Below are 25373 nucleotides of genomic sequence, written 5' to 3'. Positions count from 1 at the left end.
TAAAGATAGAAACTAACATACTTTTTAGGCAAGGCAACCATCAGGAGCTCACGGTGAGCCAAGAAATAGACATTTTGTCTCGAATAACTACTGACTTTAACGCGCTTCGCGACGCTGAACGAAAAGTCGCCGAGCTTATTTTTGCTGACATTGATTTTGTTACCGAATCAAATATCAGCGATATCGCCCAGCGCGCCGGAGTGAGTGACGCTAGCGTGACTCGCTTTGCACGCGCTATCGGCTGTACGAACGTGCGCGATTTAAAAACCCGCCTGACAAAAGCCTTAGGAGCAGGACGCCGGTTTATCCAGGAAGCCACCCCCGAAGACGGCTCCAGCGTGGTGTATGACATTGCGACCCAGACACTAGCACTCAACCGCGACTTACTCGCCCAAGCGGACGTGTCAGGCGCCGTTGAGCTGCTTGATAACGCTCGCCAGATACTCGTTTTTGGGGCGGGTGGTGGCTCAAGCATTCTTTCCCAGGAATTTCAGTTTCGCCTAGTGCGCCTTGGCTATGCGGTCTGCGCCTACCCCCAGGCGCTCTTGCCTCGCATGGTGGCGTCAACGCTTGAGCCCAATGACGTCGTGGTCGTGCTATCAGTCACTGGCTACACCCCTGAGATGGTGGAGTCGGCGCAAATTGCCAAGCAGTATGGCGCTAAGGTCATCGCTATCACCGCCATGAATTCGCCTCTCGCCACCACCTCCGACATTGTGCTGCCAATTACCTCGCGTGAAACCGACTTCATTTACCACCCTTCGGCTTCACGCTACGCCATGCTTGCCGTCATCGACGTGTTAGCACTCGAGCTTGCCATGCGACACCGCGAGCGCTCACGCACTAAATTGCGCCGACTCAAACTGAGCCTGGATGACCATCGCGGTGGTGATAATCGCCAGCCATTAGGAGACTAAGATGGTTTACGACGTATTAATTCGTAATGCCAACGTGCTGGATGGCGCTGGCACGCCGCATTTTCGTGCGGATGTCGCTATTCAAGGTGAGCGCATTTGCGCTATTGGCACGATGCCCTATGCAACGGCCACCACCGTTATTGATGCCCAAGAGCGTTATTTGGCTCCAGGCTTTATTGATGTTCACACCCACGATGATACCAATGTCATTCGTACGCCCGAAATGCTGCCAAAGCTCACCCAGGGCGTCACCACAGTAGTAGTGGGTAACTGTGGTATCAGTGCAAGCCCTGTAACACTTGCCGACAACGTCCCCGATCCAATGAACTTGCTGGGTAACCTTGAAGATTTTCGTTACCCAAGCTTTGCGGATTATGCCAATGCGGTAGACGCCGCCAAGCCGAGCATTAATGTCGCGGCCTTGGTTGGGCACACCAGTTTGCGCAGCCAGGTAATGGACAGCTTTGCCCGCCCGGCCAGCGCAGATGAAATCTCCGCTATGGATTCACTGCTACGCCAGGCACTGGATGAAGGCGCGCTGGGGCTTAGCTCGGGGCTTGCTTATCGCAACGCGATACATGCGCCAACCACTGAAATGGCGCCATTGGTGGCGGCAGTGGGGGAATCGGGGGGCGTATATACCACTCACCTGCGTGATGAGTTTGCGGGACTACTGAAGGCCATGGATGAGGCATTCACAACCGCTCGGGATGGTCAGGTTCCTTTAGTAATATCGCATCTTAAATGCGCAGGCGCGGGCAACTGGGGAGGCGCAAGCCAAGCATTGAGTAAACTTGAGGTAGCCGCCCAACATCAACATGCCCACTGCGACTGCTACCCCTATACGGCTGGATCTTCGACCCTGGACCTTGGCCAGGTAACGGATGAAATCGAAATCACGATCACCTGGTCAGAGCCTCATCCAGAGCAGGCGCGTCGCCCCTTGAAAGACATCGCTGCCGACTGGCATATGTCGCTTCTAGACGCTGCCAGGCAGCTACAGCCCGCCGGGGCGGTTTACCACAACATGAGCGAAGCAGATATGCAGCAAGTGTTGGCACATCCGCTCTCCATGGTGGGCTCCGACGGCCTGCCTAATGATCCGCATCCACACCCGCGACTGTGGGGCGCCTTTCCACGGGTTCTGGCCCACTACAGCCGCGATTTAAACCTGATGCCGCTTACAGAAGCGGTGCGCAAGATGACCAGCCTTTCAGCAGCCAATTTTGGTTTGACGGATCGCGGCGTCATACGCGTCGGCGCCTATGCAGATCTCACCCTTTTTGATCTTGAAGTGCTGGAAGATACAGCCAGTTACGAGGCCCCCATCGCGGCGGCTAAAGGCATCGATATGGTCGTAGTGAATGGCAAGCTTGCCTATTACCAGAGCGCTATTACCGACCAGCGTTCAGGGCGAATGTTACGCCGCACTGAGCGTATTGCTCAAAACTCCCCTCTCTCTCAACCCAAGCAGGAGAAAACATCATGAGTATTACCCGATATGGCACCGAAGGCGGCGTAGGCACCGGTGGTCAGAAACTACCTTTTGCTCGCGCCGTAGAGGCAGGTGGCTGGCTGTATGTCTCTGGCCAGACACCAATGACCGACGGTGAAGTTGTTGAAGGCGGCATTGTCGAGCAGACCCGCCTGGCATTCGACAACTGTTTAGCCATCATGCACGAGGCTGGCTACGGGGTTGAAGATGTTGTTCACGTAACGACCGTGCTGACGGACGCGCGTTATTTCACTTCTTTCAACAAGGTATTTAAGGAGATATTTGGCGACAACCCACCGGCACGTATCTGCAGCGTTCAAGACTTGGTGGTGGATTGCAAGGTCGAGGTTGACGTGAAGTGCTTCCGCGCTGATCGCGTTTAACTAACACAAAAAAGCGCCGTACCCCGGCAAGGGTACGGCACCAGATTACCGCCTGATCAAGAAAAAAAGCCCAGCGGTAATCGCCTGCATTGCTTAACGACAGCCGCGGCAACGGCTGAATAAACAACGATAAGAGGTTAGCATGAACAGTCAGATATTCCTTTCAGCCTTTATCATCTATATCGCCGTTATGATCTTGTTTGGTTGGTATATATCCCGACATAAACGAGGCAATGGCGATGATTTTCTATTGGGTGGCCGCAGTGTTCCGCTCTTCTTAACGGTTGGAACCACTGTCGCCACGATGGTGGGTACCGGCTCCAGCATGGGAGCCGTGGGTTTTGGCTATGCCAATGGCTGGGCAGGCGCGCTCTACGGTATTGGTGGCGCTATTGGGGTTCTCTTGCTTGCCGTCTGCTTTGCGCCGGTACGCAAGTTTCGCTTTATGACCATGAGCGAAGAACTGGCCTATTACGTTGGCGCTAATCGGCTGGTTCGCAATATCGTCGCGCTACTTATCTATATTGCCTGCATCGGTTGGCTGGGCGCGCATATCTTAGGTGGTGGCCTTTACCTCTCGTGGATGGCAGGTATTGACTTGACGACGGCGCGTATTCTGGTTGCTTTGGGATTTGGCATTTACTGTGTCATCGGCGGTTACTTTGCGGTTATCTGGACCGATACCATTCAAGCAGTCGTGCTTTTTGCAGGGTTTATCTTGATGGCCGTGCTGGCATTAGTAGAAGTTGGCGGCTTCTCGGGGCTAACAACAGGCATGGAGGCAGGTGCTACAAGCTTTTTAGGCATTGACCAAATCGGTGCGCTGCCTGCGCTTTCGCTTGCCGCCGTGATTGCTATTGGCGTGCTTGCAACACCCTCTTTCCGTCAGCGTATTTACTCTGGCGAATCAGTTGGGTCGGTGCGCCGCTCGTTTTTGATCACCGGCGTACTTTATATGGGGTTCTCAATCATTCCGGCAATTATCGGAATGGCAACGCATGCTCTTAATCCTGGGCTCGAAAATAGCAATTACGCCTTTCCTTTCCTGGCCACTGAAATCATGCCGTTAGGGTTGGGGCTACTACTATTGGTAGCGGGCCTTTCCGCCACTATGTCGAGCGCCAGCTCCGATGCGATCGCCGGTGTCTCCACGCTCATTCGGGATTTGTATGTGCTGGCGACGGGGCGTACACCCTCGGCCCGTAATGTGGTGCGCTTTTCACGTATTGCCTTAGTGGTAACCATTGGTTTGGCACTGCTTTTCGCACTCGCCTCGGACAACGTGATCACTTACATCACGCGTATGATCTCAACTATCCTGTCAGGGCTATTCGTTAGCGCCATGCTGGGTCGTTTCTGGCCACGCTATAATTGGCAGGGTGCCATTGCCACACTGATTTGTGCCTCGGCAACGTCTTTAATAATTATCGCGAATAGCGACTGGACTGCTTTCTGGGGCAATCCAAGCATCCCCGCTGTTTTAGCGGCTCTAGTAGCGGGGGTGGTTGTCAGCTTACTGACACCAGCTTCCCGCGTCACCTCTGCCCAGGCCCTTGCGATTCTTGATCAGGAACGCCAGCGCATGGAGCAGGTGCCCGAGCCAACGCTGACTACAACGGAAGCGCCCGCTACGCCGCGGTAATCACGAATAGCTAGCATTACAAAAAGCCCCGCTGACCCATTAAGTCAGCGGGGCTTTTTTGTCCTTATAACGATTTTGTGCTGATGGCGATGGCTTATCCGGCAGTTAGCTGGCGCACGGCGAGCTCCACGCCGCGTAGCTCAGCGAGCCCGCGCATACGGCCATAAAGCGGGTAGCCCGGCGCAGTTTTACGCTGTTGATCGTCGAGAATATGATGGCCATGGTCGGGGCGTAATGGCAAACGCGCCCCGCCCTCTTTTCCACGGCGACGCTCCTCTTCGACCAGTGCCTGGATAACGCCGACCATATCAACGTTACCTTCCAGGTGCGGTGCTTCGTGGAACGAACGTGGGTCAGCCTCGCGCTTTGTGGCACGCAGGTGGATAAAGTGAATGTGCGGGGCAAAGTGGCGAGCCATGGCAACCAGATCGTTGTCTTCACGAACACCATAAGAGCCGGTGCAAAACGTTAGGCCATTGGCCGGGCTGGGCACATGATCCACCACCCACTGTGCATCCTCATGAGTTGACACCACTCGCGGCAAGCCCAGAAGCGACCGGGGTGGGTCATCCGGGTGGATCGCCATACGAATGCCGACTTCTTCAGCCACCGGAATAATCGCCTGTAAGAAGTAGCCAAGATTTTCGCGCAGCTTTTGCGCATCAATCTCGGCATACTCCGCCAGCACATCCCGAAACTGTTCCAGCGTATAGTGCTCTTCCGCCCCAGGCAGCCCGGCAATCAGTGTCGTCACCAGCTTGTCGCGGGCGGTCTGATCAAGCGTCTCAAGGTAGCGTTGGGCCATATGCTTATCCGCTTCGCTATACTCAGACTCGGCCCCTGGCCGCTTAAGAATATAGAGATCAAACGCCGCAAACGCGGTGTGATCAAAGCGCAGCGCCAGCGCACCATCCGGCAGTGCATGGACGAGATCGGTTCGCGTCCAGTCGAGCACCGGCATAAAGTTGTAACAAACGGTGTCGATACCGCAAGCTGCCAAATTACGTAGCGTTTGGCAGTACGTAGCAATCAACGCATCGCGCTCGGGCAGGCCCTGCTTTATCGCTTCATGGACCGGCACACTTTCAACCACCGACCAGCGAAGCCCGGCGGTCTCAATCAGGTTCTTGCGCGCTTGAATAGCCTCGACCGGCCACACCTGGTGATTAGGTATTTCATGCAGTGCCGTCACAATGCCGGTCGCACCGGCTTGGCGAATTTCCTCAAGACGTATCGCATCGTTAGGGCCGAACCAGCGCCAGGTATGCTCCATAAATAACTCCCTATCCTTCGATGCCTAGCGCTGCTAACGCGGCGTTTAACCCATCTTGCGTTAAGGCGCGATAGGCCGCTACTACGTCGTCGACAAACGGCTGATGTGTTGCCAACGCGGGCGGTACCACTTCGTCAATGGCTAAAAATGCGTTTACCAACGCGACCGGCTGGTCACCGTGAGTCTGATGTAGCTCAGCAAACTGTTTTGCCATGGGGTCATCAACGGTATAAAGCTTGCCGTTTAGCTCCTGGCCATCGGTATAACGAATCCACCCAGCCATTCCTAATGCAGTGCAAGGCGATGCCTGACCCGCTTGAATACGCTCAAGAGCGCCGCTCAGCCAGCGCTGGGGCAGCTTCTGGCTGCCGTCCATGGCGATCTGCTGCAAACGGTGGCGCAAGCTGTCATTGGTAAAGCGTGAAAGTAGCGAATCAGCGTACACCGCAAGGTCAGTGCCTTCGGGCATATTAAGCGTCGGTGCGGCTTCTTCCAGCATGTAGCGGCGCAACAGCGCGCGCAGTGCCGGTTGGTTGATGCCGTCATACACCGTTTCAACGCCTTCCAAAGCCCCCAGATAGGCCAGCAGAGAGTGGCTACCGTTCAGCATTCGCAGCTTCATGGTTTCAAACGGGGCAACATCGGCGACCATTTCTACGCCGTCGGCCTCCCAGCTTGGCCGTCCGGTGGGGAAGTTATCCTCTACCACCCACTGCGAGAATGCCTCACCCACCACGGCATTAGGATCAGCAACGCCCAAGGCAGCCAAGCGCTCAAAGTCAGCGTCGGTCATCGCAGGCACAATGCGGTCGACCATGGAGCTTGGAAACGCCACTTCGGCATCAATCCACTCGGCAAGTTCAGCGCTGCGCTGCTGGGCAAGCTTAACCACGGCTTTACGAGTACGCTGACCGTTGTGTGGCATGTTATCGCACGAAAGCACGGTAAACGGCGCCACGCCCGCAGCGTGCCGCCGAGCCAGCGCTTCAACCAGTAAGCCAGGAGCGGTCCGCGGCTCCCCAGGTGAGGCGATATCGCCCGCTACCATGGGGTCATCCAGACGCAGCTCACCGCTGGCCGGGTTCAGGAAATACCCTTTTTCCGTCACGGTCAGCGTGACAATACGCGTAGCTGGCGCCGCCAGCCGCTCAAGCAGCGCGTCTCTATCCCGCCCCCAGTTGCCCGACGCATCGCGGCCGGAAAACAGCGTTTCTTCAATCACGCCGATCTCGCGTAGCGTCAGCGTCTGGCTGTCGGCATATTCCGCCACCTGATAGCGGTAACCCGCCTTGCGCAGGCTATCTACCAGGTCAACACTCGAGCGTAAATTGGCGCTACATACGCCCCACTCGCCATCGCCTGTGCGCTGGCGATAGCGCTCAAGATAAACCGCTTGGTGAGCACGGTGAAATGCGCCCAAGCCAAGATGGACAATGCTGATATGGCCGCTGGATTGGCTAGCTTCGATGGTTTGCATGTTCAATGCAGTATTCTCCTTGGCGAGTTATTACACGTCGACATCGAAATAGCGCCGTGCATTATAGAAGCTGATATTGCTAACCAATTCGCCCAGCCAACGCTCATCGCTGGGAAGCTGTCCATCTTCCACCCAACGCCCTAACATACGGCACAAAAGACGCCTAAAGTATTCGTGGCGGGTAAAGGAGAGGAAACTTCGTGAGTCCGTCAACATGCCCACAAAGTGGCTTAAAAGCCCAAGCTGGGAAAGCTGGGTCATTTGCCGCTCCATACCATCCAACTGGTCGTTGAACCACCAGCCAGAACCGAATTGAACTTTACCGGGAATGCCGCTGCCCTGAAAATTACCAGCGGTAGTGGCCAGCACTTCATTAAACAGAGGGTTCACGCAATAAAGAATCGTTTTGGGCAATTGATCATTGCGATCCAAGGCATCCAAAAGCTGATTAAGCGGCGCGGCTATGGGTCTGTCATCCATGGAGTCGAAGCCAGCATCCGCGCCTATCTCCCGCCAACCGCGAGTACTGTTATTGCGTAACGGGCCCATATGGTACTGCTGTACCCAGCCACGCCGATGGTATTCGCGGCCCAGAAAGACCAGCACTGCCGTCATGAATTGCGCCTGCTCGTGCTCATCAGGCAGCGTGCCATCCAGGCGGCGCTTAAGTATGCCATTTAATTCTGCATCGGTAGCCAAGGCAAACTGGACACGCTCCAAACCATGATCAGCAATTTTGCACCCATGCGCGGTGAAGTGGTCCATCCGCTGTTCTAAAGCGCTATAGAGTGAGTTGATATCACTTATCTCTATCCCCGCTGCCTTGCCTAACTTCTCAAGATAAGAGGGATAATCAACCGCAGCCGGCTTAAATGCACGGTCAGGCCTGAAGCTTGGCAGCACTTTGACACTGAAACTTGTATCAGAGGCTATTTGCGCGTGATGGCCAAGGTCGTCAGCGGGGTCGTCCGTGGTACCCACCATGCGGACATTCATCTGCTGAAGGATACCGCGAGCGGAGAACTCAGGCTTGGACAGTAGTGAATTGCCCCGCTCCCAAATGGCGTCGGCGGTGGTAGGGGACAGAAGCTGATCGGTTATTCCAAAGGGGCGTCTAAGCTCAAGGTGCGTCCAGTGGTAAAGCGGATTACCCAAGGTATTAGGAACGGTAGCGGCCCATGCTTGAAATTTTTCGTAGTCACTGGCATCGCCGGTGCAAAAACGCTCGTCCACACCGTTCCAGCGCATGGCACGCCACTTGTAGTGGTCACCTTTCAGCCAGATTTCGGTCAGGTTCTCGAAACGGCGGTCCAAGGCAATATCTTGAGGAGACAGATGGCAGTGGTAATCAAAAATGGGCTCTTTGCTTGCATATCCGTGGTACAGACGCTTTGCCATTTCGCTATCAAGAAGAAAATCCTCGCCAAGGAATGCTGCCATGAAAACCTCCACTGCCATCGTTACGCCTTAGGGTAGAAAGAAACGAAGCTAGCCACCCCTTGAATTGGTTAGGCCAAAGAGTCGACCCAGACGCACGTATTGTCAACCCTTCGCCCGCCAACCACGACGAAAGGCTCATTTAACAATCATATTGGTTAGTCCAATTTAGCAGGCTGTTCTTATCTGGCCCAATGACTACAACGCACAAGTACTCTTTTAAGCAGGCTTTTCAGGAGATGGGGCAACATGCATAAAGGCATAATTTCAGTCTTAGCGGGCGCTCTGTTCGCGCTTTCGGGCTGCTCAATGCCCTCAGAGGTGTCTTCGGGCGTTACTCAAATGAGGCTCGCTCACAACATGAGCGAGAGCCACCCTGTTCATAAATCCTTGGCATATTTCACTGAACGGGTCCGTGAAAAAAGCGGCGGAGAACTGTCGTTCCAGATTTACGCCAATGGTCAGCTTGGCTCTGAACGTGAAGTCATTGAGTTAGTTCAAACCGGCGCCGTGGATGTTACAAAAGTGAGCGCCACCGCGCTTGAGAGCTTTTCTAACATCTACTCTCTGTTCAGTATTCCTTACCTCTTTGCCAACCCTGATCACTACTATCGCGTCATGGATAGCGATATTGCCACCGATATCTACCAGCAAACCGCCGACAATGGCTTTTTTGGTCTGACCTATTACGACTCGGGCATTCGTAATGTTTATACCATTGATACGCCCGTACGGACTCCGGCCGATATGCGTGGTTTAAAGTTGCGCGTTCAGCCCAGCCAAACTGCGCTGGAGATGACCCGTTTAATGGGCGGCGCACCAACGCCCATGGCATACGGAGAAGTATACACGGCGTTACAGCAAGGGGTGATTGACGGTACCGAGAATAACGAAACAGCCTTGACGTCATCCAACCATGGAGAGGTAGCCAAGGAGTACTCCTATACCGCCCATGCCATCGTGCCCGACCTGTTGATTTTCAGCCAACACCGCTGGGAGAGTTTCACGCCACAGCAGCAAATATGGCTTAGAGAAGCGGCAATTGAATCCACCGCGTTTCATAAGGAACTCTGGGCTAAAGAGATCGAACAGGCGGTCACAAAAGCGCAGGAAATGGGCGTTAACTTCCATCACGACGTGGATGTGGAAGCCTTCCGTGAATCGGTTGCCCCCATGCACGAAAGAGTCGCGAAAAATCCGGTTCTGGCACCTCTTTACAAGCGCATACAAGAACTAACGGAGTCTTGAAGCCATGGTAAACACGATTAATCGCTGGCTGAGCAAAGTCATCACGGTGCTTACATCAGCAATGCTAGTTATCATGGTGCTAGTTGCACTATGGCAGGTGGTGAGCCGCTATTTGCTGAATGATCCCAGCACGTTTTCGCAGGAGTTCCTGCGCTATTCGCTTATCTGGATCACGATGATCGGAGGCGCGCTCGCCTTTCACACTAAAAAGCACATTGCGGTAGAAATGGTGACTAACCGGTTTTCTCCTGGCCTGCAGAAAGCCGCTCGGTTTGGCGTACTCGCCTTCCTGATCCTCTTTTCTATTATCGTCATGATTTATGGGGGCGTCTGGCTGGTCTCTTTAACCATGTCCCAACAGACCGTCTCTCTTGGCATACCGATGGGATATATCTATCTCTCCCTACCCATCTCGGGCGTTCTAATCCTTTGGTTTTGTATTTCAGAGCTTATTAATGCCAGCGCCGGAATCCCCCACGATTTCGATCAAACCTTAGACGTTTAATACACAATTAAGGCATTTGAGCCATGACAATTATTGCAGGTTTCAGTCTACTCATTTCTTTCTTTATCCTTCTTTTTATCGGGGTACCAATCGCCATCAGTATGGCGGGTGCCTCCATCGTAACAATGCTACTGATCGCTCCGTTTGATGTTGCGGTATTTACCTCAGCACAAAAGATGGTGACCGGTATTGATAGCTTCACGCTACTCGCCGTTCCTTTCTTTTTGCTTACCGGCATCATTATGAACCAGGGAGGGATCGCTCTTCGCTTGGTCAATGTGGCCAAGCTCTTCACGGGACGCTTACCCGGTTCTCTTGCGCACACTAATATTGTCGGCAATATGCTGTTTGGCTCACTTGCAGGCTCTTCTGTGGCCTCTGCGGCGGCGATCGGTAAAGTCATGCAGCCACTGCAAGAGAAGGAAGGTTATGACCGTAAGTTCTCTGCCGCGGTTAATATTGCCTCAGCCCCCACGGGGTTAATTATCCCACCCACCGGGCTTTTCATTATTTACTCCTTGGTTAGCGGTGGCACCTCGGTGGCTGCGCTATTTTTAGCAGGCTACATCCCAGGCATACTCTGGGGAATGGCAACCATGGCGGTGGCCTACATCATTGCCAAGCAAAGAGGCTATACCACGCCACATAAAGTCCCCTTGCGCGCTGCCATGAAAGTACTGTGGGACGCCGTACCCAGCCTGTTTTTAATCATCATTATTATCGGCGGTATTACAGGTGGCATATTTACCGCCACCGAGGCGTCGGCAGTGGCCGTGCTGTATGCGTTACTGCTCTCTTTCGCCTATCGCAGCTTATCGATTAAGCAACTGCCCGGCATACTCAAGGAAACAGCAGAGCTTACCGTTGTCATCATGTTCCTTATCGGCACATCCGCCATGCTGGCGCTAGTGATGGCTTTCACGGGGATTCCAGCGGCTATCAGTGAAGGTATTTTGTCGCTTACCGATAACCCCATTCTGATTCTCATAATGATCAATATTATCTTGCTATTGATTGGCACGTTTATGGATGTCACGCCGGCCATATTGATCTTCACTCCTATCTTTTTACCCGTGGTGTCGGAATTTGGCATGAGCCCTGTGCACTTTGGTGTCGTGCTCATCGTAAACTTGTGTATCGGCAACATCACGCCTCCCGGCGGCAGCGCGCTGTACGTTGGCAGCAAGGTAGGCAAAGTCAAAATGGAAGAAGTGATCAGGCCTCTTTTACCGTTTTATGCGGCGGTCATCGCGGTCCTCATGCTGATAACGCTACTGCCGATTCTCAGCGAATGGCTTCCGCGCCTAGCCGGCCTCATGTAATTTTGAAGGATTGACCTCGATGAATATTCAAGAGCGCTATTGCTTTCACTTAGCCAAGACTCAGCAAAACCACCTCATCTTTGCATCAAGGGATGAAGACGTGAAGGCCCACTTCTTTATCCTTGAGGAGGGCATATTTCGCGTACTTTTTGAAAAACAAACAGGACTTGAGGTTGGTAAGACCTGGAGTATTGCGCCAGGCCAAGACGATCTTCCTCATCGTGGCCGAGACAGGTTCAGTACCGAGCACTTTAGTTTGCCGGACTACACGCTATCTGAGGATGAACAGAGCTTTGCAATCCAAACTCGCCAGCTAAAAGCCGTCATTCAAAAGGAAGGTTTTCGAATTGACTGGTATCACACCACTCACGGCCAGTGGCAACTGTTCGCTCAGGATAGACAGACCCAAGCGTATAACTTCAATGGCGAATTAGGCCAGGAACTCAAGCACTACCTGAAAAGAGATATTCAGGAGCAGTATTACGGTTTGGGTGAGCGAACCGGGCACCTAAACCATCATCACCGCCGCTATCGTAATATTACGATTGATGCGATGGGTTATGATGCCGAACATTCGGATCCGCTGTATAAACACATTCCTTTTTATATTACCCGCAAGCCGGAACAAGCGTTCTCCTACGGTCTTTTCTATGACAACTTAGCGCCTGGCTACTTTGATATGGGCCGTGAGCTTGATAACTATCATGGCCTTTATCGTTACTTTGAAGCCGAATCCGGTGACCTGGATTACTACATGATCGCCGGCCCTCATATGCGCGATGTAGTGACCAGCTATACCTGGATGACAGGTAATACGGCCCTGCCACCCAAATGGAGCATCGGTTACTCAGGCTCAACCATGAGCTACACCGATGCTCCCAATGCACAAGAGCAGGTGTGGGAGTTTATTGAGCAGTGTGAAAAGCACGACATTCTCTGCGATTCATTTCAGCTCTCGTCGGGTTATACCTCCATTGATGGCAAACGCTACGTCTTCAACTGGAATACGCAGAAATTTCCCGATGCTAAAAAGCTCTCGGCAGACTTCAAGCGCAAAGGTATCCGCCTTGCCGCCAATATAAAACCGGCGCTTCTCACGGACCATCCGCAGTACGCAAAACTGGAGTCGCTTGGCTATTTTCTAAAAGATGAAAGCGGTAATACAGAGCTTGCGCAGTTCTGGGATGGTGGGGGCGCACATGTCGACTTCACCAATGAGGGCGCCTATAACTGGTGGAAAGAGGAAGTAACCCGGCAGTTGCTTGAGTATGGTATCGAGACGACTTGGAACGACAACAACGAGTATGAGATTTGGAGTAAAGGCACTCAAGCAGACGGCTTTGGCGCTCGCCTTCCCTTTACACGCATTCGTGCGCTCTTCCCACTATTAATGATGAAGGCCTCTTTCGAAGCACAAACAACCTACGCTTCTGAAAAACGTCCTTTCCTCATTTCGCGCTCGGGCGCACCAGGCATGCATCGTTACGTGCAAACCTGGACCGGTGACAATCGCACCGAATGGAAAACCATCAAGTTTAATAACAAGACAGGTATTGGCTTGAGCCTTTCGGGCGTTTATAACTTCGGCCACGATGTAGGAGGCTTTGCTGGCCCTAAACCGGATTCAGAGCTTTTTATCCGCTGGGTGCAAAATGGCATCTTCCACCCTCGTTTTACCATTCACTCCTGGAACGAAGACGCAACGGTCAACGAGCCGTGGATGTATGACGAGGCCGTCGCCCCTATTCGTGAGCTGATAAAGCTACGCTCACGACTAACGCCCTATTGGTATAGCGCGTTTTACAAGGCCCATGTACATCACGAACCAATCCTCAAACCCACCTTCTTCGATTTTGAAGAGGACACGCGCACCTGGCTTGAGAACGACGACTTTTTAGTGGGCGAATCGTTGCTCGTTGCAAGCGTTGTTGAGCCCGGCGTCTCGACTCGCGATGTCTACGCGCCTGAACACCCAGGCGGCTGGTTCGATTTTTATACGGGCAGGTTCATCGCAGGCGGCGCACAAGCCACGCTCGACGCACCTCATCATCAAACACCTCTTCTCGTTAAAGCGGGCGCCATTATCCCCACCAACGAGGCTTCACGCACATTTGCCAATAAAGATGAGGACCAGCGCGGCTTTTTACTGTTCCCGCCACGGGGAGCAAATGGCATATCTCGGTACACCCATTATGAGGATGACGGCGAAACGAGCCATTGGCGCACCGCTCATGCCTTGGTAGAGCTTCACATGCATACTAGCGAGGATGCCATCCATGTAACGACAGACGTCATTTCTAATGGCTATCGCCTCCCCTACGAATCAGCGATCTTCATACTGGCTACCGGCGACACCCGCACGCTGTACATAAACGGTGAAGAGAAGCCGAAAAGCAACGAAGTCACTGCCTCCCTATAGCAGGAGTTAAACGCTGGGATAAGAAGCAGGCTCTAAGAGAGTAAGTGCTCTTGAAAAGTGAAGCGAGGAAAGCCCCCTCGCTTCACTCGCCGCGTTTAAGGAAAACCTGTGGGTACAAACGCTTATTACCGTTTGAATGGCCTTCTGGTTCAGCACTTTATTTAGCCTTGGAACACAAAAATGCAACTGCCTACCCCCCAACGTCTCTATCAAAAAACCGGGTTACAACTGAAAGAGCGCATCTTGTCTGGCCTTTACAGCGAGGGCAACCGGCTTCCCGCCGAGCGTGATATCGCTGAAGAGCTGGGCGTTAGCCGCACAGTGGTTCGTGAAGCGCTGATCATGCTGGAACTCCAAGGGCTAGTGGAGGTACGCAAGGGGTCAGGCATTTATGTGCTGCCGCCTCCCAAGGAGCCTATACCCAGTAAGACCGAAGACGAGGATAACGCGCTCAGCGCCGGCCCTTTCGAAATGCTCCAGGCACGCCAGATTATCGAAAGTCAGATTGCAGCGCTTGCGGCCACTCTAATTACCAAAAACGATATACTGGAACTGATGGAGATCAGCAAACAGGCGCGCGATGAAGACCGCTACCAGGATTCAGAATGGGACAAACGCTTTCATTTACAAATAGCCAAGTCGAGCCAGAACGCTGTTTTAGTCTATCTGGTCGAAAAGCTTTGGTATCAACGCGATAAAAATTTATTGTGGCAAAAACTCCATGATCGAATTGATAACCGCCAATCGCTGGATAGTTGGTGCGACGATCATGATGTTATTTTAAAAGCGCTAATTCGACGCGATGCCAGCGCCGCTCACCAAGCCATGTGGCAACATCTCGAAAATACGAAAGAGATGCTTTTTAAAGCCAGTACATTAGAGGAAGAAGACGAACTCGACTACTACCTCTTTGCCGACAAAGTGGTGTTAAAAGAGTAGCGCCGAGTTATTACCCGGCGCTCAGCAACCCATCGTGTCTTGGCACGTTTACAACGCTAGCTCTTAAAAGTCGCTTCAGCCGAGCAATAGGTTCGGCAAAAATAAAACAATATTGGGGAAGAATATAATGCAGGAGACGACTACAAAAACAGCTAATACATAAGGCAGTAGCTCTCTGCTGTAGTCATAAAAAGAGCAGCGTAAAATACCGCAAACCGTATACATCGAGATGCCTACAGGCGGTGTCATCCCCCCAAATGTCACCAGCGTCATCATCAAAAGCCCGAAATGAACGGGGTCCACACCAGCAGCTTTAATAACAGGCACAAGAATAGGCGTTAGCAGCATCACGACAACGGTTGCTTCAAGCAGCATCCCCATACAAATCAGCAAGAATGCAAGTACAAACAACAAAGCAGTTTGGTTAGTAAAAACGCCCAAGGTAAGTTCCGCTATTGTTTGAGGTACACGCTCGAAAGACACCACATAACCGATAATGCCGGCAAACATGATAATCAGCATGACCATCCCGATATCTCTTACGCTGGCACGCATGGCATTGAGCAACTCTTTAACACCCATTTCTCGATGAATGACGCAGCCGATGAAGAGCGCATAAGCAACCGCAAAAGCGCCCGCCTCGGAAGGCGTAAATAACCCATAGCGGATACCCACCAATAGCCAGACCGGAAACAGTATGGCCCAAATACTTTCTCGCAGCGCTTTTAGAATCTCCTTGCCCTTCGGTAAATGAGACCTTACAGGCTGGTAGCCACGATGTTTGGCCATGATATAAGTGGTGACCATAAACGCGACCATCAATAAAAAGCCAGGAACCAGTCCAGCGATAAATAGGCGCCCGATGGAGACCTCTCCTAGATATCCATACAAGATAAGACCAATACTAGGCGGGATCGTCGCGGTAATGAGACCGCCTATCGAAAGCACGGCACCTGAAAAGCCAGCAGAGTAGCCCCCCTTAATCATACTTTTACCCAAGACGCGCGACTGCATAGCGGCATCGGCTACCGCGGATCCAGACACCCCGCCCATCAAGGTGCTCAATACGATGCTCGCCTGGGCCAAACCGCCACTCATCCACCCCGCCAGAAGCGTCGAAAGGTGAACCAGCCGAGGCGTTATACCGCTGGCATTCATCAAGTGCCCGATAAAAATAAACAGCGGCACGGCTAATAGCGGAAACGACTGAGTGGACGAAACAACACGCTGTACAGCGATACTGGTTGGCAGGAATGTGTCCGGCAGTAAGAAATATGAAAATCCAGCAATGCCGATCGCAAAAGCCACCGGCATGCCTATCGCCATAAGCAACAACCCAAACCCCAACAATAAAGCGGCCGTCATAGTGTTTCCTCCACCGCGTTATCGTCGTCTGCAACCAGGCTTGCGATAATCCCTATCGATGTTATACGACGCAGTAGCGTTATTATCATTAAAACAGCACCAACCGGCAGCGCCAATGTGATATAGCCATAACTCAACCCGGCAACGCCCATAGGTCTTTGCCAGTTTGAAGTAGCTAAAATAAAGCCATACCAGGCAAGCAGCACGAGAAATAGCAGCATCATCCCCAGGCACAAACTGGTAATAATTAACTGCAATTTAGCGGGTAGACGAATAACCAACGCATCTATTCTCACCTGCCCCCCATGGCGCAGCGTAATATCCGCGCCCAATACAGCAGTCCAAATGAACAAAAACTGCGCAAGTTCAGCGCCACCAGCGAAAGGCTGGCCTACAGCTCTAGCGGTTGAGCTAACTAACATCGTAAGAGAGGTGCCCCCTAGAAGCGATATAGCCAGCCACTCTTCGCCCTTGTCGTACCAGCGCCACATATTGAATCCTTCCTACTAAGGGCATACGGAAAACTGAATTCAGCGGTAAAGCGAAAAAGCGCCCTTACCTTAGCGGCAAGGGCTTTAACGCTACTCTTGACTGAATAGTTGATCGCGATACTGGTCGTAGCCCAGCTCTTCGTAAACACCGCCCACTCTTTCACGAAACAGCTCCGCGTCGACCTCTGTAAAAGTAACGCCCTCAGACTCCATACGCTCTTGCACGGCGGCCTGAGCTTCGGCTATGGCGATACTTGCCTCATTCCCTGCGCTTAAAAGCTCTTCATCGAGGATAGTGCGTAACTCTTCCGGTAGGGATTGAAACCACTGCTCAGAGGTTGCGATGCCGGTCATTAAATGAATGTGGTTTGTAAGCGCTACATGGGTTATTACCTCATGCAAATTTTGCCCCTCTGCCGCAGTTAGCTGCGCCTCTGCCCCATCAATAGAGCCTAACTGTAGGGCTGAATAAACTTCTGACCAAGGCAGCGGCGTTGCCGTTGCTCCCATCGCTTCGATCGTTTCGACCCATACGGGAGAGTTGATTGTGCGTACGCGTACACCGCTCAAATCTTCTGGCGCGTTGACCTCGCTCTGGGTCAACATTTGGCGAGATCCTTGAAACCAGTTGTAGTTAAGCAGGCGAAGACCACTTTGATCCGCCAGACTTTCTACCCAATCGCTATAAAGCGCTGAGGAGGTGATTTGGTCATAATCTCTATGATCTTCGACGAGATAAGGAGCACTCAAAATACCCAGCTCAGGCTGATATTCGGACAAGCGGCCTGCATCAATCAAAATAGCGATATTGGCGCCGCTGCGAATCTGCTCAACAACATCTTCGTCTGACCCTAGCTGACTATTAGGAAAAATCTGGATAGCCAACTCACCATTAGAGCGCTCTTCTATTTTCTCTTTTGCCGCATCCAATGCTTGCGCAATAGGGTCTTGCGGGCTTAGCGCAATTGATAAGTTTAGCTGGTAGTTGGCATATGCAGAGCTACTGGCGAGTACCAACGCTATGGGAAATAATGTTTTAAGCTTCATTTTCATCTCCTTAATCTATCGTTTGTTATTGATGTTGTATTACTGAGTTGTAGACATTAGCTCTACGCCCCGCTTGACTCCATAACGTATGTTTTAACCAACATGGCGCGTTATGGGAGTAGCTGTTTCTTCAAACATGTCGTGAAACCGGTGTTCAAGTTCTGGTAAAGATTGGAGTATTTCACGTTGGTGAAGGCTCATCGCTTTTGCTGCACCAGGCGCGTCTGCTTCAGCAATGGCGTTTACGATTGATTGATGTTGATCAGCGAGTTTTGCGATAGGAGTGGAATCAGGAATGCTTAGGTAGCGCACTCTATCTAACTGCGCTTTAGCATTTTCGATAACGTTCCACGCCATGGCTTGTCCGGTAGAAAACGCAAGTCTTCGATGAAACATTTCGTCCAAAATAAAGAAGCGATCATGATCTTGTCTTTCGATACAACTTTTTTGGCGCAAGACAAGTTCATTCAATTCCATTATGTCAGCGGCGGGTAGTTTTGCTTTTGCAGCTTCTAGAACAATTGCCACTTCTACTGCTTCACGTATAAAGCGCGCTTCCAGCACTGCGCGTCGGGAGATCCTGACTACATAGGTGCCTCGCTGCGGTCTGACCTCGACAAGTCCCGCTTCCGAAAGCCGAATAAACGTTTCGCGCACCGGTTGACGGCTGATTGAAAAAGTACTCGCTACTTCTTTTTCAGACAGCGCTTTGCCCGGTGCCAATACCATTTTGATAATGGACTGGCGAAGGACATGATAAAGACGATAACGAATCGATTCCGTCTCCGGTATATCCTGCCATAGCGCTTGTAGCGTGGTACTCATATCGCTCATTTAAAATACGCCTGAGGTGAGTCGTTAAGCCATCAACTGATATAACTAGTATGGTAGAATGGCAAAAAACGTAAGCCCTGCATTCTATACTTTGGTAGCGCCTTCCAAATCGACCTTAAACCACCTATTGAACTTACACTGCAAGCAACTGAATAATAATGGATTTTATCTTTATTAAACTTTAATTCGATATTTAAAAATCGCCGAATCTACACTAATTTCGAGACTATAGTGGTATGTGGGAATCATGTTATTTACTGAAGCCATGAAGAGAGCGTGCTTTTTTTGTAATTTTCAAAGCGTTTAATGGCCTGCTTAAAGAGCTCAGCGCGCTATGAGCAATAAAAATCACAGCTCATCAGAAAATCAGCCCCTTCTCTCATTAAGCATGCGCTATCGATCAAAGGATTTGCTTGCCACGCCGCAGCAGCGTGGCGCCGATGCAATGATGGTGTTCAAAATAAAAAAGCCTGCCGGGTGCTGAAAAGCACCCGGCAGGCTCGTACACAATATGAGACGGGTTGTCGCTTTAACACATTAAACAGTTAAAGCTAGTTACTCCCCATCAGCAGATTAGGCAGCCAGAGTGAAATAGCCGGCACGTAGGTCACCAGCATCAGTACTGCCAGGTTGCATAGCAGGAAAGGGACAATTGCTCGCGCCACCGAAAGCATGGGCAGCTTGCCGATACCGGCGACGACAAACAGACACACCCCAACCGGCGGCGTGGTCAGGCCAATCATCAGGTTGAGCACGGCAATCACGGCAAAGTGCACTGGGTCCACGCCAACGCCCGTCGCCACCCCCACCAGCGCCGGGAATAGAATGATCAGCGCGGCGATGGTTTCCATAAAGGCGCCGACAAACAGCAGGATCAGGTTGAGAATCAGCAGCACAATCAGCGGGTTTTCACTGATGGAAAGAATCAGCGTGGCGATCATCTGAGGAATCTGCTCGCTGGTCAGAATCCAGCCGAACAGGTTGGCCAGGCCCACCATCAACAAAAGCGCTGACGAGGTCAAAACGGTATCGACCAGAATGCCCGGCAGTTTGCGCCAGGTAAGCCCCTTGTAGACGTACATGCCTACCACCAAGGCGTAAAGACTGGCCACAATCGAGGCTTCGGTGGGCGTAAAGAAGCCGCCGATGATGCCGTACAGTATAATTACGGTCATCAACAGCGCCCAGAACGCCGTCTTGGCTTCGCGCAGAAGCTGCAGGACCGGCACGCGCTTCTCTTTGGGGTAGCCTCGACGAACGGCCAGAATGTACACCGTCACCATCATGGCCAGACCCATTAAAAGGCCGGGCACCGCACCAGCCAAAAACATCCGGCCGACCGAAATACCGCTTAGCGAACCCGCAATAATCATCGGCACGCTGGGTGGAATAATCGGCCCTATGGTTGACGAGGCGGCCGTCACCGCGGCGGCAAAGGGCTTGTCGTAGCCCGAGCGCGCCATGCCCGGAATCATCACCGAGCCGATGCTCGCGGAGTCCGCCACAGCGGTACCGGAGATACCGCCAAAAATCATCGAGCCGCCTACGTTGGCAAGGCCTAGCCCGCCGCGAATATGGCCAAGCAGCGCGTTGGAGAAGCGCACGATATGTTCGGTGATATTGCCCACGTTCATCAGATTACCGGCCAGTACAAACCCTGGAATACACAGCAGAACGAAGGTGTCGATACCCGCGTACATACGCTGGGGTACGATAGTGAGCGAAATGCCCTCCAGCAATAGATACGATACAGAAGCGATACCAAGCGCAAACGCGATGGGCATACCCACCACGAGAAGTATTAGAAAAATACTAAACAGAATAATAACTTCCATGCTTACGACTCCTGTTCACGGGTGGCAGAGGGACGACACATTGCGATAATTCCCTCAAGACACCCCAGCACGCTATAAGCCAGGAGTAGCGCAAAGGTGACTACCGTTGAGAAAAAGATATACAGCATGGGAATCCGCAGCGTTGGCGAGGTCTGCCAGGTACCGTTCTGGGCATACTGCCAAGCATAGGGCAGCACCAGAAACGCAAATACCCCAATCATCAAGCAGATCAGCGCCTGAAACGCGGCTTTCACGCGTGGGCCAAGCATATGATGGAACAGCTCGACACTGATATTGCGGTGCTGGCGCATCACCACGCCGACCGAGAGCGCCACCATGTAGATAAACAGATAGCGCGAGAGCTCTTCTGTCCAGGCAATGGAGAACGGCAGAAATAGCCGAGAACTCACCTGCAACAACACCGTGCCCGCAATAGCGACCAGTGCAAGCACAGCCAGGGTTAGAAAACAGGTATCCACCCAGTCAATCATGCGTCCAATAGGACCTTGCAGCCTGGGTACTACCGACATCGAATCCAAACTCTCCAACGCTTCTTGCTCAAGCGCTTTTTGATCCGAGCTCATAAACGTATCCTCATGGGATAAACCACTCTTGCAGATAGACGATGGGCTGGCGCACGGCCAGCCCATCCTCATTACTTACCGACTTACAGGCCTTGAATGGCGTCGAAAATCTCACGCTGTTCAGGGGTCAATGCTTCAAGTACCGCTGGACGGGCCGCTTCAGCGAAGGCATCAACATCCACCTCAACGAACTCCATGCCACGCTCTTGCAGTGCCTGTTCCAGACGCGTTTGGTCTTCGATAAACAGCTCTGACTCATACGCTTGCATGGTCGCTGCAGCATCACGTACCACCTGCTGAAGATCTTCAGGCATGTTTTCCAACTGGTTACGGCCAATCACAACGTAGATCCAGCTGCGCACATGACCGGTCATGTTGACGTAGTCCTGCACCTCGTTGAAGCTGGCGCTTTCGATCAGGCTAAGCGGGTTTTCCTGACCTTCCAGCGTATTCTGCTGAAGTGCGGTGAACACTTCACTGAACGCCATGGGCGTTGGGCGTGCGCCCATCGCCTGCCAGGTATCCACGAAAAGCGGCACGTTAGGTACGCGTAGGCGTAGGTCGTTTAAGTCTTCTGGCGTGCGGATCGGGCGGTTGGACGTCAGCTCGCGAGGGCCACGCTCAAACCAGGCCAAGGGCACCAAGTTGGTACGCTCGGTGATCTGTTCTTCAATCTCGGTGCCGATCTCACCATTAACGGCTGCGTGCAGATGCTCGGAGTCGCGGAAGGCATAAGGCACGGCCATCATGGCCGCCTTGGGCGCCCAGTTTTGCAGGCTCTCGCCGGTAATCGTCATGTCCGCTGTGCCCAGCTGAATGCTGTTGATCACATCCATTTCATTACCCAACTGCTCGCTGGGGTAAAGGCGAACTTCAATACGGCCGTCAGAGTTGGCTTCTACTTCTTCCTTGAACTTCTCGGCCGCCTGGTGCCAGATGTTCTGCTCGTTGGCCAGGTGGCCAAAGCGCAGCGTGTAGTCAGCAGCCAGCGCGGATTGCGCGCTGAGAAGAACCGTTCCAAGTACCGCACTGGTTAATAACTTCTTGATCATTTTTATCGCTCCTGCACTTCTGCATTATTGGTTGTTAGTGCGTATGGTTAAGATGAGTTGGCGTGCCCTTTAGGGGTTGATTTGAATCAGCACCTTGCGAGCTTCTTCAGGACGGTGATCAAGCATATCGATAGCACCCGGCATATCGCTTAGCGGTAACCGATGGCTAACCAGCGCCAACGGGTCCAGCTTGCCACTTGCCATTAACGCTATCACCTCCGGAAACTTACGATTATTAAGCCGTGAACCGACCAGCGTCAGCTCTTTTTTGATCACTTCAAGCTGCACCAGATCGCTTGGCTGAACGCTGAACCCGAGCAGGCCAATACGGCCCGCGGGCGATGCCAGCCGCAGCATCTGAGGAAGCAACGCCGGCACACATGCAGCGTCGGCAATCAGCGGTACGCCTTCACCCTGGGTTAGGGCCAGCACCTCTTTTTCGACATCCTGATCACGGCTGTTGAGAACGTGCGTGGCGCCCAACGCTTTAGCGGCCTCCAGGCGCTCATTGATAACGTCGGTAACGATGATCTCTTCAATGCCCAAGGCCCGAGCCATCTGCAGGATCGTCATGCCGATCACGCCTGCGCCCAAAATCAGCAACCGATCACCGGGATGCGGCTGCATGCGGTCCAGCACGTTGGCAGCAATGGTGTAGGGCTCTACCAGGGCAGCGGCGTCCAGGCTGATATGCTCCGGCAGCTTGTGAACATTCGCTGCGGGCACCGCCACGAACTCTTCAAAACCGCCGTTACGGTGTACACCAATGACTTCAAGGGCGCCGCACACGTTGGGGCGGCCAATACGGCAGGGGTAGCAGGTGCCGCAACTAATAACCGGGTCAACGCAAACGCGATCACCCACCGAAACATCAGCTACGCCTTCGCCAACCGCGTCAATAACGCCCGCAAATTCGTGGCCCGTGATGCGTGGAAAGCGCACAAAGGCGTTATCGCCGTGGATAATATGCATGTCCGAACCGCAGATACCGGCAAACGCTACGCGTACCCGTACTTCGCCTGCAGCGGCGGTGGGTACTTCAACATCGGCGACCTGGTAGTCATGGGGCGCCTTGACCTGAAATGCTTTCATGGATGCAAAACTCCTTACCCGTTCGTTAGGTCACCAATGCCAAAGAGTGCCGTCTTCCAACCGATTAACCGGCAGGCTGGCACGCTTATAGGGGTATTGCTTGGCAAGCTCTTCGTCGATATCCACGCCATGCCCAGGCGTTTCGCCCACGATAAAGTGGCCATCCTCAAAACGGTAATCGTGAGGAAACACCTCGTCAGTCGCGCTGGTATGCGGCATGTACTCCTGAATACCAAAGTTAGGCACCCAGGTATCAAAGTGAATAGCTGACCCCAGGCACACCGGAGAAAGATCGGTCGGCCCGTGGAAACCGGTACGCACGTGGTAAAGACCCGCTAAATCAGCAATACGGCGCACATGAGTGATGCCACCAGCGTGAGTCAGCGTGGCACGAATATAGTCGATCCACTGGTTTTCGATCAGCGCTTTGGCGTCATGAATACTATTGAATACCTCACCTACCGCTAGCGGTGTGGTGGTGTGCTGACGTATAAGACCAAACGCTTCCTGGTTTTCAGCCGGTACGCAGTCCTCAAGCCAGAAAAGATGATAAGGCTCAACTTCCTTGCCCAAGCGGGCTGCTTCAATGGGCGTTAGGCGGTGGTGAACATCGTGCAGAATATGCAGATCATCACCAAAGCGCTCGCGTACGGCAGCAAACAGTTTGGGCACATGGTTCAAGTACTTGCTGGTACTCCATACGTGCTCGGCGGGTAAATCGGCATCTGCAGGCTCGTAGGGTTCGCCGTCTTTTTTGGCAACGCCATAAATACTTGCGATGCCTGGCACACCAGCCTGCACGCGCACGGCTTTATAGCCTTCGTCTACATGGCGGGCGACTTCTTCAAGGCACGAATCGATATCGCGCCCGGTGGCATGGCCATACACCATCACGCGGTCGCGGCTCTTGCCGCCCAGCAGTTGGTAAAGCGGCATACCCGCGAGTTTCGCTTTGATATCCCAAAGGGCCATGTCGACAGCGGCAATCGCGCTCATGGTAACCGGGCCACGGCGCCAGTAAGCGCCACGATACAAGTAGTGCCAAATGTCTTCGATGCGCTGAGGGTCACGGCCAATCAAGGCCGGGATTACATGCTCATCCAAATAGGCGACCACGGCCATTTCCCGACCGTTTAGCGTGGCATCTCCGATACCGTAGGTCCCCTGGTCGGTAACGATTTTCAAGGTAACGAAGTTGCGCCCCGGCGAGGTGACAATGGTATAGGCGTGTTCGATTTTCATGGGGTTGCCTCCTCAATGAGGGATACCGTTTCCTGAGTATCGAACATCTCGGGAAACCGCTGTACTAGATCGGGAAGTGAAACAAAAATTTCACGCAAATGGCGCCGCATGGATTGCTCGGCAAGTGCTACGTCGCGGGCTTCAATCGCCGCCATAATATCGGCGTGCTGTTCAATCAAACGGGCAATCGGTGTGGTGTCAGGAACGCTTAAGTAGCGCACACGATCCAGCTGCGCCCTCACCTCTTCGATAACCTTCCAGGCGGCCTGTTGGCCAACGCCCAGCGACAGCGTTTTGTGAAAACGCTCATCCAGCCGGTAGAAACGAATGGTGTCGTGCGGCTCAATACAGCGGCGCTGGCGCTCCAGCAAGTCGTGTAACTCGGTGAGCACTTCGTCGGGAAGCCCTTTGACCGTTGCCTGACGCACTACCGCCACCTCAACCGCCTCACGTACAAAGCGCGCTTCAAGCACTGCTCGCTGAGATATTCTGACCACATAAGTACCACGCTGTGGCCGGACTTCGACGAGCCCTGTTTCAGAAAGACGGATAAAGGCCTCGCGCACCGGCTGACGGCTGACCGAAAAAGCGTCCGCCACCTCTTTTTCAGACAGCGCTCGGCCAGGTTCCAACACCATTTGAATAATCGACTGGCGTAGTACCTGGTAAAGACGCTGACGCACCGACTCGGTCTCCGACGTCTCCTGCCATAGCGCTTGTAGCGTAGTGTTTGTATCACTCATCTGCCGCCGCTTGGGTAAAGGGGCATGACGC

The 25373-nt window shown here is 52.9% G+C and carries 23 protein-coding genes; 10 read left to right on the top strand and 13 right to left on the bottom strand.

The window, feature by feature from the left end:
* Positions 1–53 precede the first annotated feature (53 nt).
* From ACT3TC_RS00705 to ACT3TC_RS00690, 4 genes are all read left to right on the top strand, one after another.
* Positions 54–917 carry a MurR/RpiR family transcriptional regulator gene (locus ACT3TC_RS00705; protein WP_444638765.1) on the top strand — a complete coding sequence of 288 codons (864 nt, stop codon included), beginning with the start codon at positions 54–56 and terminating at the stop codon, positions 915–917.
* Between the two features lies 1 nt (position 918).
* A complete protein-coding gene (locus ACT3TC_RS00700; RefSeq protein WP_444638764.1) occupies positions 919–2406 on the top strand; it encodes an N-acyl-D-amino-acid deacylase family protein in 1488 nt (495 codons plus the stop codon).
* Positions 2403–2795, top strand: a complete 393-nt coding sequence (locus ACT3TC_RS00695; protein WP_126949383.1) for a RidA family protein — start codon at positions 2403–2405, stop codon at positions 2793–2795. Before ACT3TC_RS00700 ends, ACT3TC_RS00695 begins: the two co-directional genes overlap by 4 nt.
* 142 nt (positions 2796–2937) lie before the next feature.
* Positions 2938–4437 carry a sodium:solute symporter family protein gene (locus tag ACT3TC_RS00690; protein ID WP_444638762.1) on the top strand — a complete coding sequence of 500 codons (1500 nt, stop codon included), beginning with the start codon at positions 2938–2940 and terminating at the stop codon, positions 4435–4437.
* 94 nt (positions 4438–4531) lie between these two features.
* Here the strand turns inward: ACT3TC_RS00690 and uxuA are convergent, their stop codons facing one another.
* Genes uxuA through uxaC form a run of 3 tightly spaced genes read right to left on the bottom strand, consistent with a single transcriptional unit; the run spans position 4532 to position 8627 of the window.
* Positions 4532–5710 (bottom strand): mannonate dehydratase, encoded by a 1179-nt coding sequence (gene uxuA, locus ACT3TC_RS00685; protein WP_444638761.1) that lies wholly within the window; start codon positions 5708–5710, stop codon positions 4532–4534.
* Positions 5711–5720: 10 nt separating this feature from the next.
* A complete protein-coding gene (locus ACT3TC_RS00680; RefSeq protein WP_444638951.1) occupies positions 5721–7187 on the bottom strand; it encodes a mannitol dehydrogenase family protein in 1467 nt (488 codons plus the stop codon).
* Positions 7188–7217: 30 nt separating this feature from the next.
* Positions 7218–8627: a glucuronate isomerase gene (gene uxaC, locus ACT3TC_RS00675; RefSeq protein WP_444638760.1), complete on the bottom strand. Its 1410-nt coding sequence runs from the start codon at positions 8625–8627 to the stop codon at positions 7218–7220.
* A gap of 246 nt (positions 8628–8873) precedes the next feature.
* Between uxaC and ACT3TC_RS00670 the strand changes: the two genes are divergently transcribed.
* From ACT3TC_RS00670 to ACT3TC_RS00650, 5 genes are all read left to right on the top strand, one after another.
* Entirely contained in the window at positions 8874–9872 is a 999-nt protein-coding gene (locus ACT3TC_RS00670; protein ID WP_444638759.1) for a TRAP transporter substrate-binding protein, read from the top strand.
* 4 nt (positions 9873–9876) lie between these two features.
* Positions 9877–10377, top strand: coding sequence for a TRAP transporter small permease (locus ACT3TC_RS00665; RefSeq protein WP_444638758.1), 501 nt, complete (start codon positions 9877–9879; stop codon positions 10375–10377).
* 23 nt (positions 10378–10400) lie between these two features.
* Positions 10401–11699: a TRAP transporter large permease gene (locus tag ACT3TC_RS00660; RefSeq protein ID WP_444630021.1), complete on the top strand. Its 1299-nt coding sequence runs from the start codon at positions 10401–10403 to the stop codon at positions 11697–11699.
* Positions 11700–11718: 19 nt separating this feature from the next.
* Complete coding sequence (locus ACT3TC_RS00655; protein ID WP_444638757.1) at positions 11719–14118, top strand: TIM-barrel domain-containing protein; 2400 nt, start codon at positions 11719–11721, stop codon at positions 14116–14118.
* A gap of 180 nt (positions 14119–14298) precedes the next feature.
* Positions 14299–15057, top strand: a complete 759-nt coding sequence (locus ACT3TC_RS00650; RefSeq protein WP_444631553.1) for a GntR family transcriptional regulator — start codon at positions 14299–14301, stop codon at positions 15055–15057.
* Between the two features lie 75 nt (positions 15058–15132).
* On the opposite strand, the gene ACT3TC_RS00645 is transcribed toward ACT3TC_RS00650, so the two are convergent.
* From ACT3TC_RS00645 to ACT3TC_RS00630, 4 genes are all read right to left on the bottom strand, one after another.
* The gene (locus tag ACT3TC_RS00645) at positions 15133–16422 is read right to left on the bottom strand and encodes a TRAP transporter large permease (RefSeq protein WP_444638756.1); all 1290 of its coding nucleotides are present in this window, start codon (positions 16420–16422) and stop codon (positions 15133–15135) included.
* A complete protein-coding gene (locus tag ACT3TC_RS00640; protein ID WP_444631555.1) occupies positions 16419–16913 on the bottom strand; it encodes a TRAP transporter small permease in 495 nt (164 codons plus the stop codon). The genes ACT3TC_RS00645 and ACT3TC_RS00640 overlap by 4 nt, the downstream gene beginning before the upstream one ends.
* Before the next feature lie 90 nt (positions 16914–17003).
* Positions 17004–17960, bottom strand: a complete 957-nt coding sequence (locus tag ACT3TC_RS00635; RefSeq protein WP_444638755.1) for a C4-dicarboxylate TRAP transporter substrate-binding protein — start codon at positions 17958–17960, stop codon at positions 17004–17006.
* Between the two features lie 93 nt (positions 17961–18053).
* Complete coding sequence (locus tag ACT3TC_RS00630) at positions 18054–18794, bottom strand: GntR family transcriptional regulator (protein ID WP_444638753.1); 741 nt, start codon at positions 18792–18794, stop codon at positions 18054–18056.
* Between the two features lie 334 nt (positions 18795–19128).
* On the opposite strand from ACT3TC_RS00630, the gene ACT3TC_RS00625 reads away from it, so the two are divergent.
* Positions 19129–19278 carry a hypothetical protein gene (locus tag ACT3TC_RS00625; RefSeq protein ID WP_444638752.1) on the top strand — a complete coding sequence of 50 codons (150 nt, stop codon included), beginning with the start codon at positions 19129–19131 and terminating at the stop codon, positions 19276–19278.
* Between the two features lie 67 nt (positions 19279–19345).
* Here ACT3TC_RS00625 and ACT3TC_RS00620 read toward each other — a convergent pair whose 3' ends face one another.
* The 6 genes from ACT3TC_RS00620 to ACT3TC_RS00595 all read right to left on the bottom strand — a co-directional run bounded on the left by ACT3TC_RS00620 (position 19346) and on the right by ACT3TC_RS00595 (position 25342).
* Positions 19346–20629 (bottom strand): TRAP transporter large permease, encoded by a 1284-nt coding sequence (locus ACT3TC_RS00620; protein ID WP_444638751.1) that lies wholly within the window; start codon positions 20627–20629, stop codon positions 19346–19348.
* 2 nt (positions 20630–20631) lie between these two features.
* A complete protein-coding gene (locus tag ACT3TC_RS00615; RefSeq protein WP_444638750.1) occupies positions 20632–21213 on the bottom strand; it encodes a TRAP transporter small permease in 582 nt (193 codons plus the stop codon).
* 83 nt (positions 21214–21296) lie between these two features.
* Positions 21297–22265, bottom strand: a complete 969-nt coding sequence (locus ACT3TC_RS00610) for a TRAP transporter substrate-binding protein (RefSeq protein ID WP_444638749.1) — start codon at positions 22263–22265, stop codon at positions 21297–21299.
* Positions 22266–22334: 69 nt separating this feature from the next.
* Positions 22335–23357: a Zn-dependent oxidoreductase gene (locus ACT3TC_RS00605; protein WP_444638748.1), complete on the bottom strand. Its 1023-nt coding sequence runs from the start codon at positions 23355–23357 to the stop codon at positions 22335–22337.
* Between the two features lie 30 nt (positions 23358–23387).
* Positions 23388–24599 carry a D-mannonate dehydratase ManD gene (manD, locus tag ACT3TC_RS00600; protein ID WP_192526269.1) on the bottom strand — a complete coding sequence of 404 codons (1212 nt, stop codon included), beginning with the start codon at positions 24597–24599 and terminating at the stop codon, positions 23388–23390.
* Positions 24596–25342: a GntR family transcriptional regulator gene (locus ACT3TC_RS00595; protein ID WP_172116231.1), complete on the bottom strand. Its 747-nt coding sequence runs from the start codon at positions 25340–25342 to the stop codon at positions 24596–24598. Before ACT3TC_RS00595 ends, manD begins: the two co-directional genes overlap by 4 nt.
* Between the last annotated feature and the right edge of the window lie 31 nt (positions 25343–25373).

The sequence above is a fragment of the Halomonas sp. AOP27-A1-41 genome, from assembly GCF_052378605.1.
GTDB classification, from domain to species: domain Bacteria; phylum Pseudomonadota; class Gammaproteobacteria; order Pseudomonadales; family Halomonadaceae; genus Vreelandella; species Vreelandella citrativorans.
The sequence above is the reverse complement of the archived record's forward strand: the minus strand, read 5'-3'. Positions and strand labels throughout refer to the sequence as shown.

What these genes read in the sequence shown, in the direction of transcription:
- ACT3TC_RS00700 (WP_444638764.1), top strand. Translation starts at nt 919, where the DNA reads ATGGTTTACGACGTATTAATTCGTAATGCCAACGTGCTGGATGGCGCT.
- ACT3TC_RS00695 (WP_126949383.1), top strand. Translation starts at nt 2,403, where the DNA reads ATGAGTATTACCCGATATGGCACCGAAGGCGGCGTAGGCACCGGTGGT.
- ACT3TC_RS00690 (WP_444638762.1), top strand. Translation starts at nt 2,938, where the DNA reads ATGAACAGTCAGATATTCCTTTCAGCCTTTATCATCTATATCGCCGTT.
- uxuA (WP_444638761.1), bottom strand. Translation starts at nt 5,710, where the DNA reads ATGGAGCATACCTGGCGCTGGTTCGGCCCTAACGATGCGATACGTCTT.
- ACT3TC_RS00680 (WP_444638951.1), bottom strand. Translation starts at nt 7,187, where the DNA reads ATGCAAACCATCGAAGCTAGCCAATCCAGCGGCCATATCAGCATTGTC.
- uxaC (WP_444638760.1), bottom strand. Translation starts at nt 8,627, where the DNA reads ATGGCAGCATTCCTTGGCGAGGATTTTCTTCTTGATAGCGAAATGGCA.
- ACT3TC_RS00670 (WP_444638759.1), top strand. Translation starts at nt 8,874, where the DNA reads ATGCATAAAGGCATAATTTCAGTCTTAGCGGGCGCTCTGTTCGCGCTT.
- ACT3TC_RS00665 (WP_444638758.1), top strand. Translation starts at nt 9,877, where the DNA reads ATGGTAAACACGATTAATCGCTGGCTGAGCAAAGTCATCACGGTGCTT.
- ACT3TC_RS00660 (WP_444630021.1), top strand. Translation starts at nt 10,401, where the DNA reads ATGACAATTATTGCAGGTTTCAGTCTACTCATTTCTTTCTTTATCCTT.
- ACT3TC_RS00655 (WP_444638757.1), top strand. Translation starts at nt 11,719, where the DNA reads ATGAATATTCAAGAGCGCTATTGCTTTCACTTAGCCAAGACTCAGCAA.
- ACT3TC_RS00650 (WP_444631553.1), top strand. Translation starts at nt 14,299, where the DNA reads ATGCAACTGCCTACCCCCCAACGTCTCTATCAAAAAACCGGGTTACAA.
- ACT3TC_RS00645 (WP_444638756.1), bottom strand. Translation starts at nt 16,422, where the DNA reads ATGACGGCCGCTTTATTGTTGGGGTTTGGGTTGTTGCTTATGGCGATA.
- ACT3TC_RS00640 (WP_444631555.1), bottom strand. Translation starts at nt 16,913, where the DNA reads ATGTGGCGCTGGTACGACAAGGGCGAAGAGTGGCTGGCTATATCGCTT.
- ACT3TC_RS00635 (WP_444638755.1), bottom strand. Translation starts at nt 17,960, where the DNA reads ATGAAGCTTAAAACATTATTTCCCATAGCGTTGGTACTCGCCAGTAGC.
- ACT3TC_RS00630 (WP_444638753.1), bottom strand. Translation starts at nt 18,794, where the DNA reads ATGAGCGATATGAGTACCACGCTACAAGCGCTATGGCAGGATATACCG.
- ACT3TC_RS00625 (WP_444638752.1), top strand. Translation starts at nt 19,129, where the DNA reads ATGAGCAATAAAAATCACAGCTCATCAGAAAATCAGCCCCTTCTCTCA.
- ACT3TC_RS00620 (WP_444638751.1), bottom strand. Translation starts at nt 20,629, where the DNA reads ATGGAAGTTATTATTCTGTTTAGTATTTTTCTAATACTTCTCGTGGTG.
- ACT3TC_RS00615 (WP_444638750.1), bottom strand. Translation starts at nt 21,213, where the DNA reads ATGAGCTCGGATCAAAAAGCGCTTGAGCAAGAAGCGTTGGAGAGTTTG.
- ACT3TC_RS00610 (WP_444638749.1), bottom strand. Translation starts at nt 22,265, where the DNA reads ATGATCAAGAAGTTATTAACCAGTGCGGTACTTGGAACGGTTCTTCTC.
- ACT3TC_RS00605 (WP_444638748.1), bottom strand. Translation starts at nt 23,357, where the DNA reads ATGAAAGCATTTCAGGTCAAGGCGCCCCATGACTACCAGGTCGCCGAT.
- manD (WP_192526269.1), bottom strand. Translation starts at nt 24,599, where the DNA reads ATGAAAATCGAACACGCCTATACCATTGTCACCTCGCCGGGGCGCAAC.
- ACT3TC_RS00595 (WP_172116231.1), bottom strand. Translation starts at nt 25,342, where the DNA reads ATGAGTGATACAAACACTACGCTACAAGCGCTATGGCAGGAGACGTCG.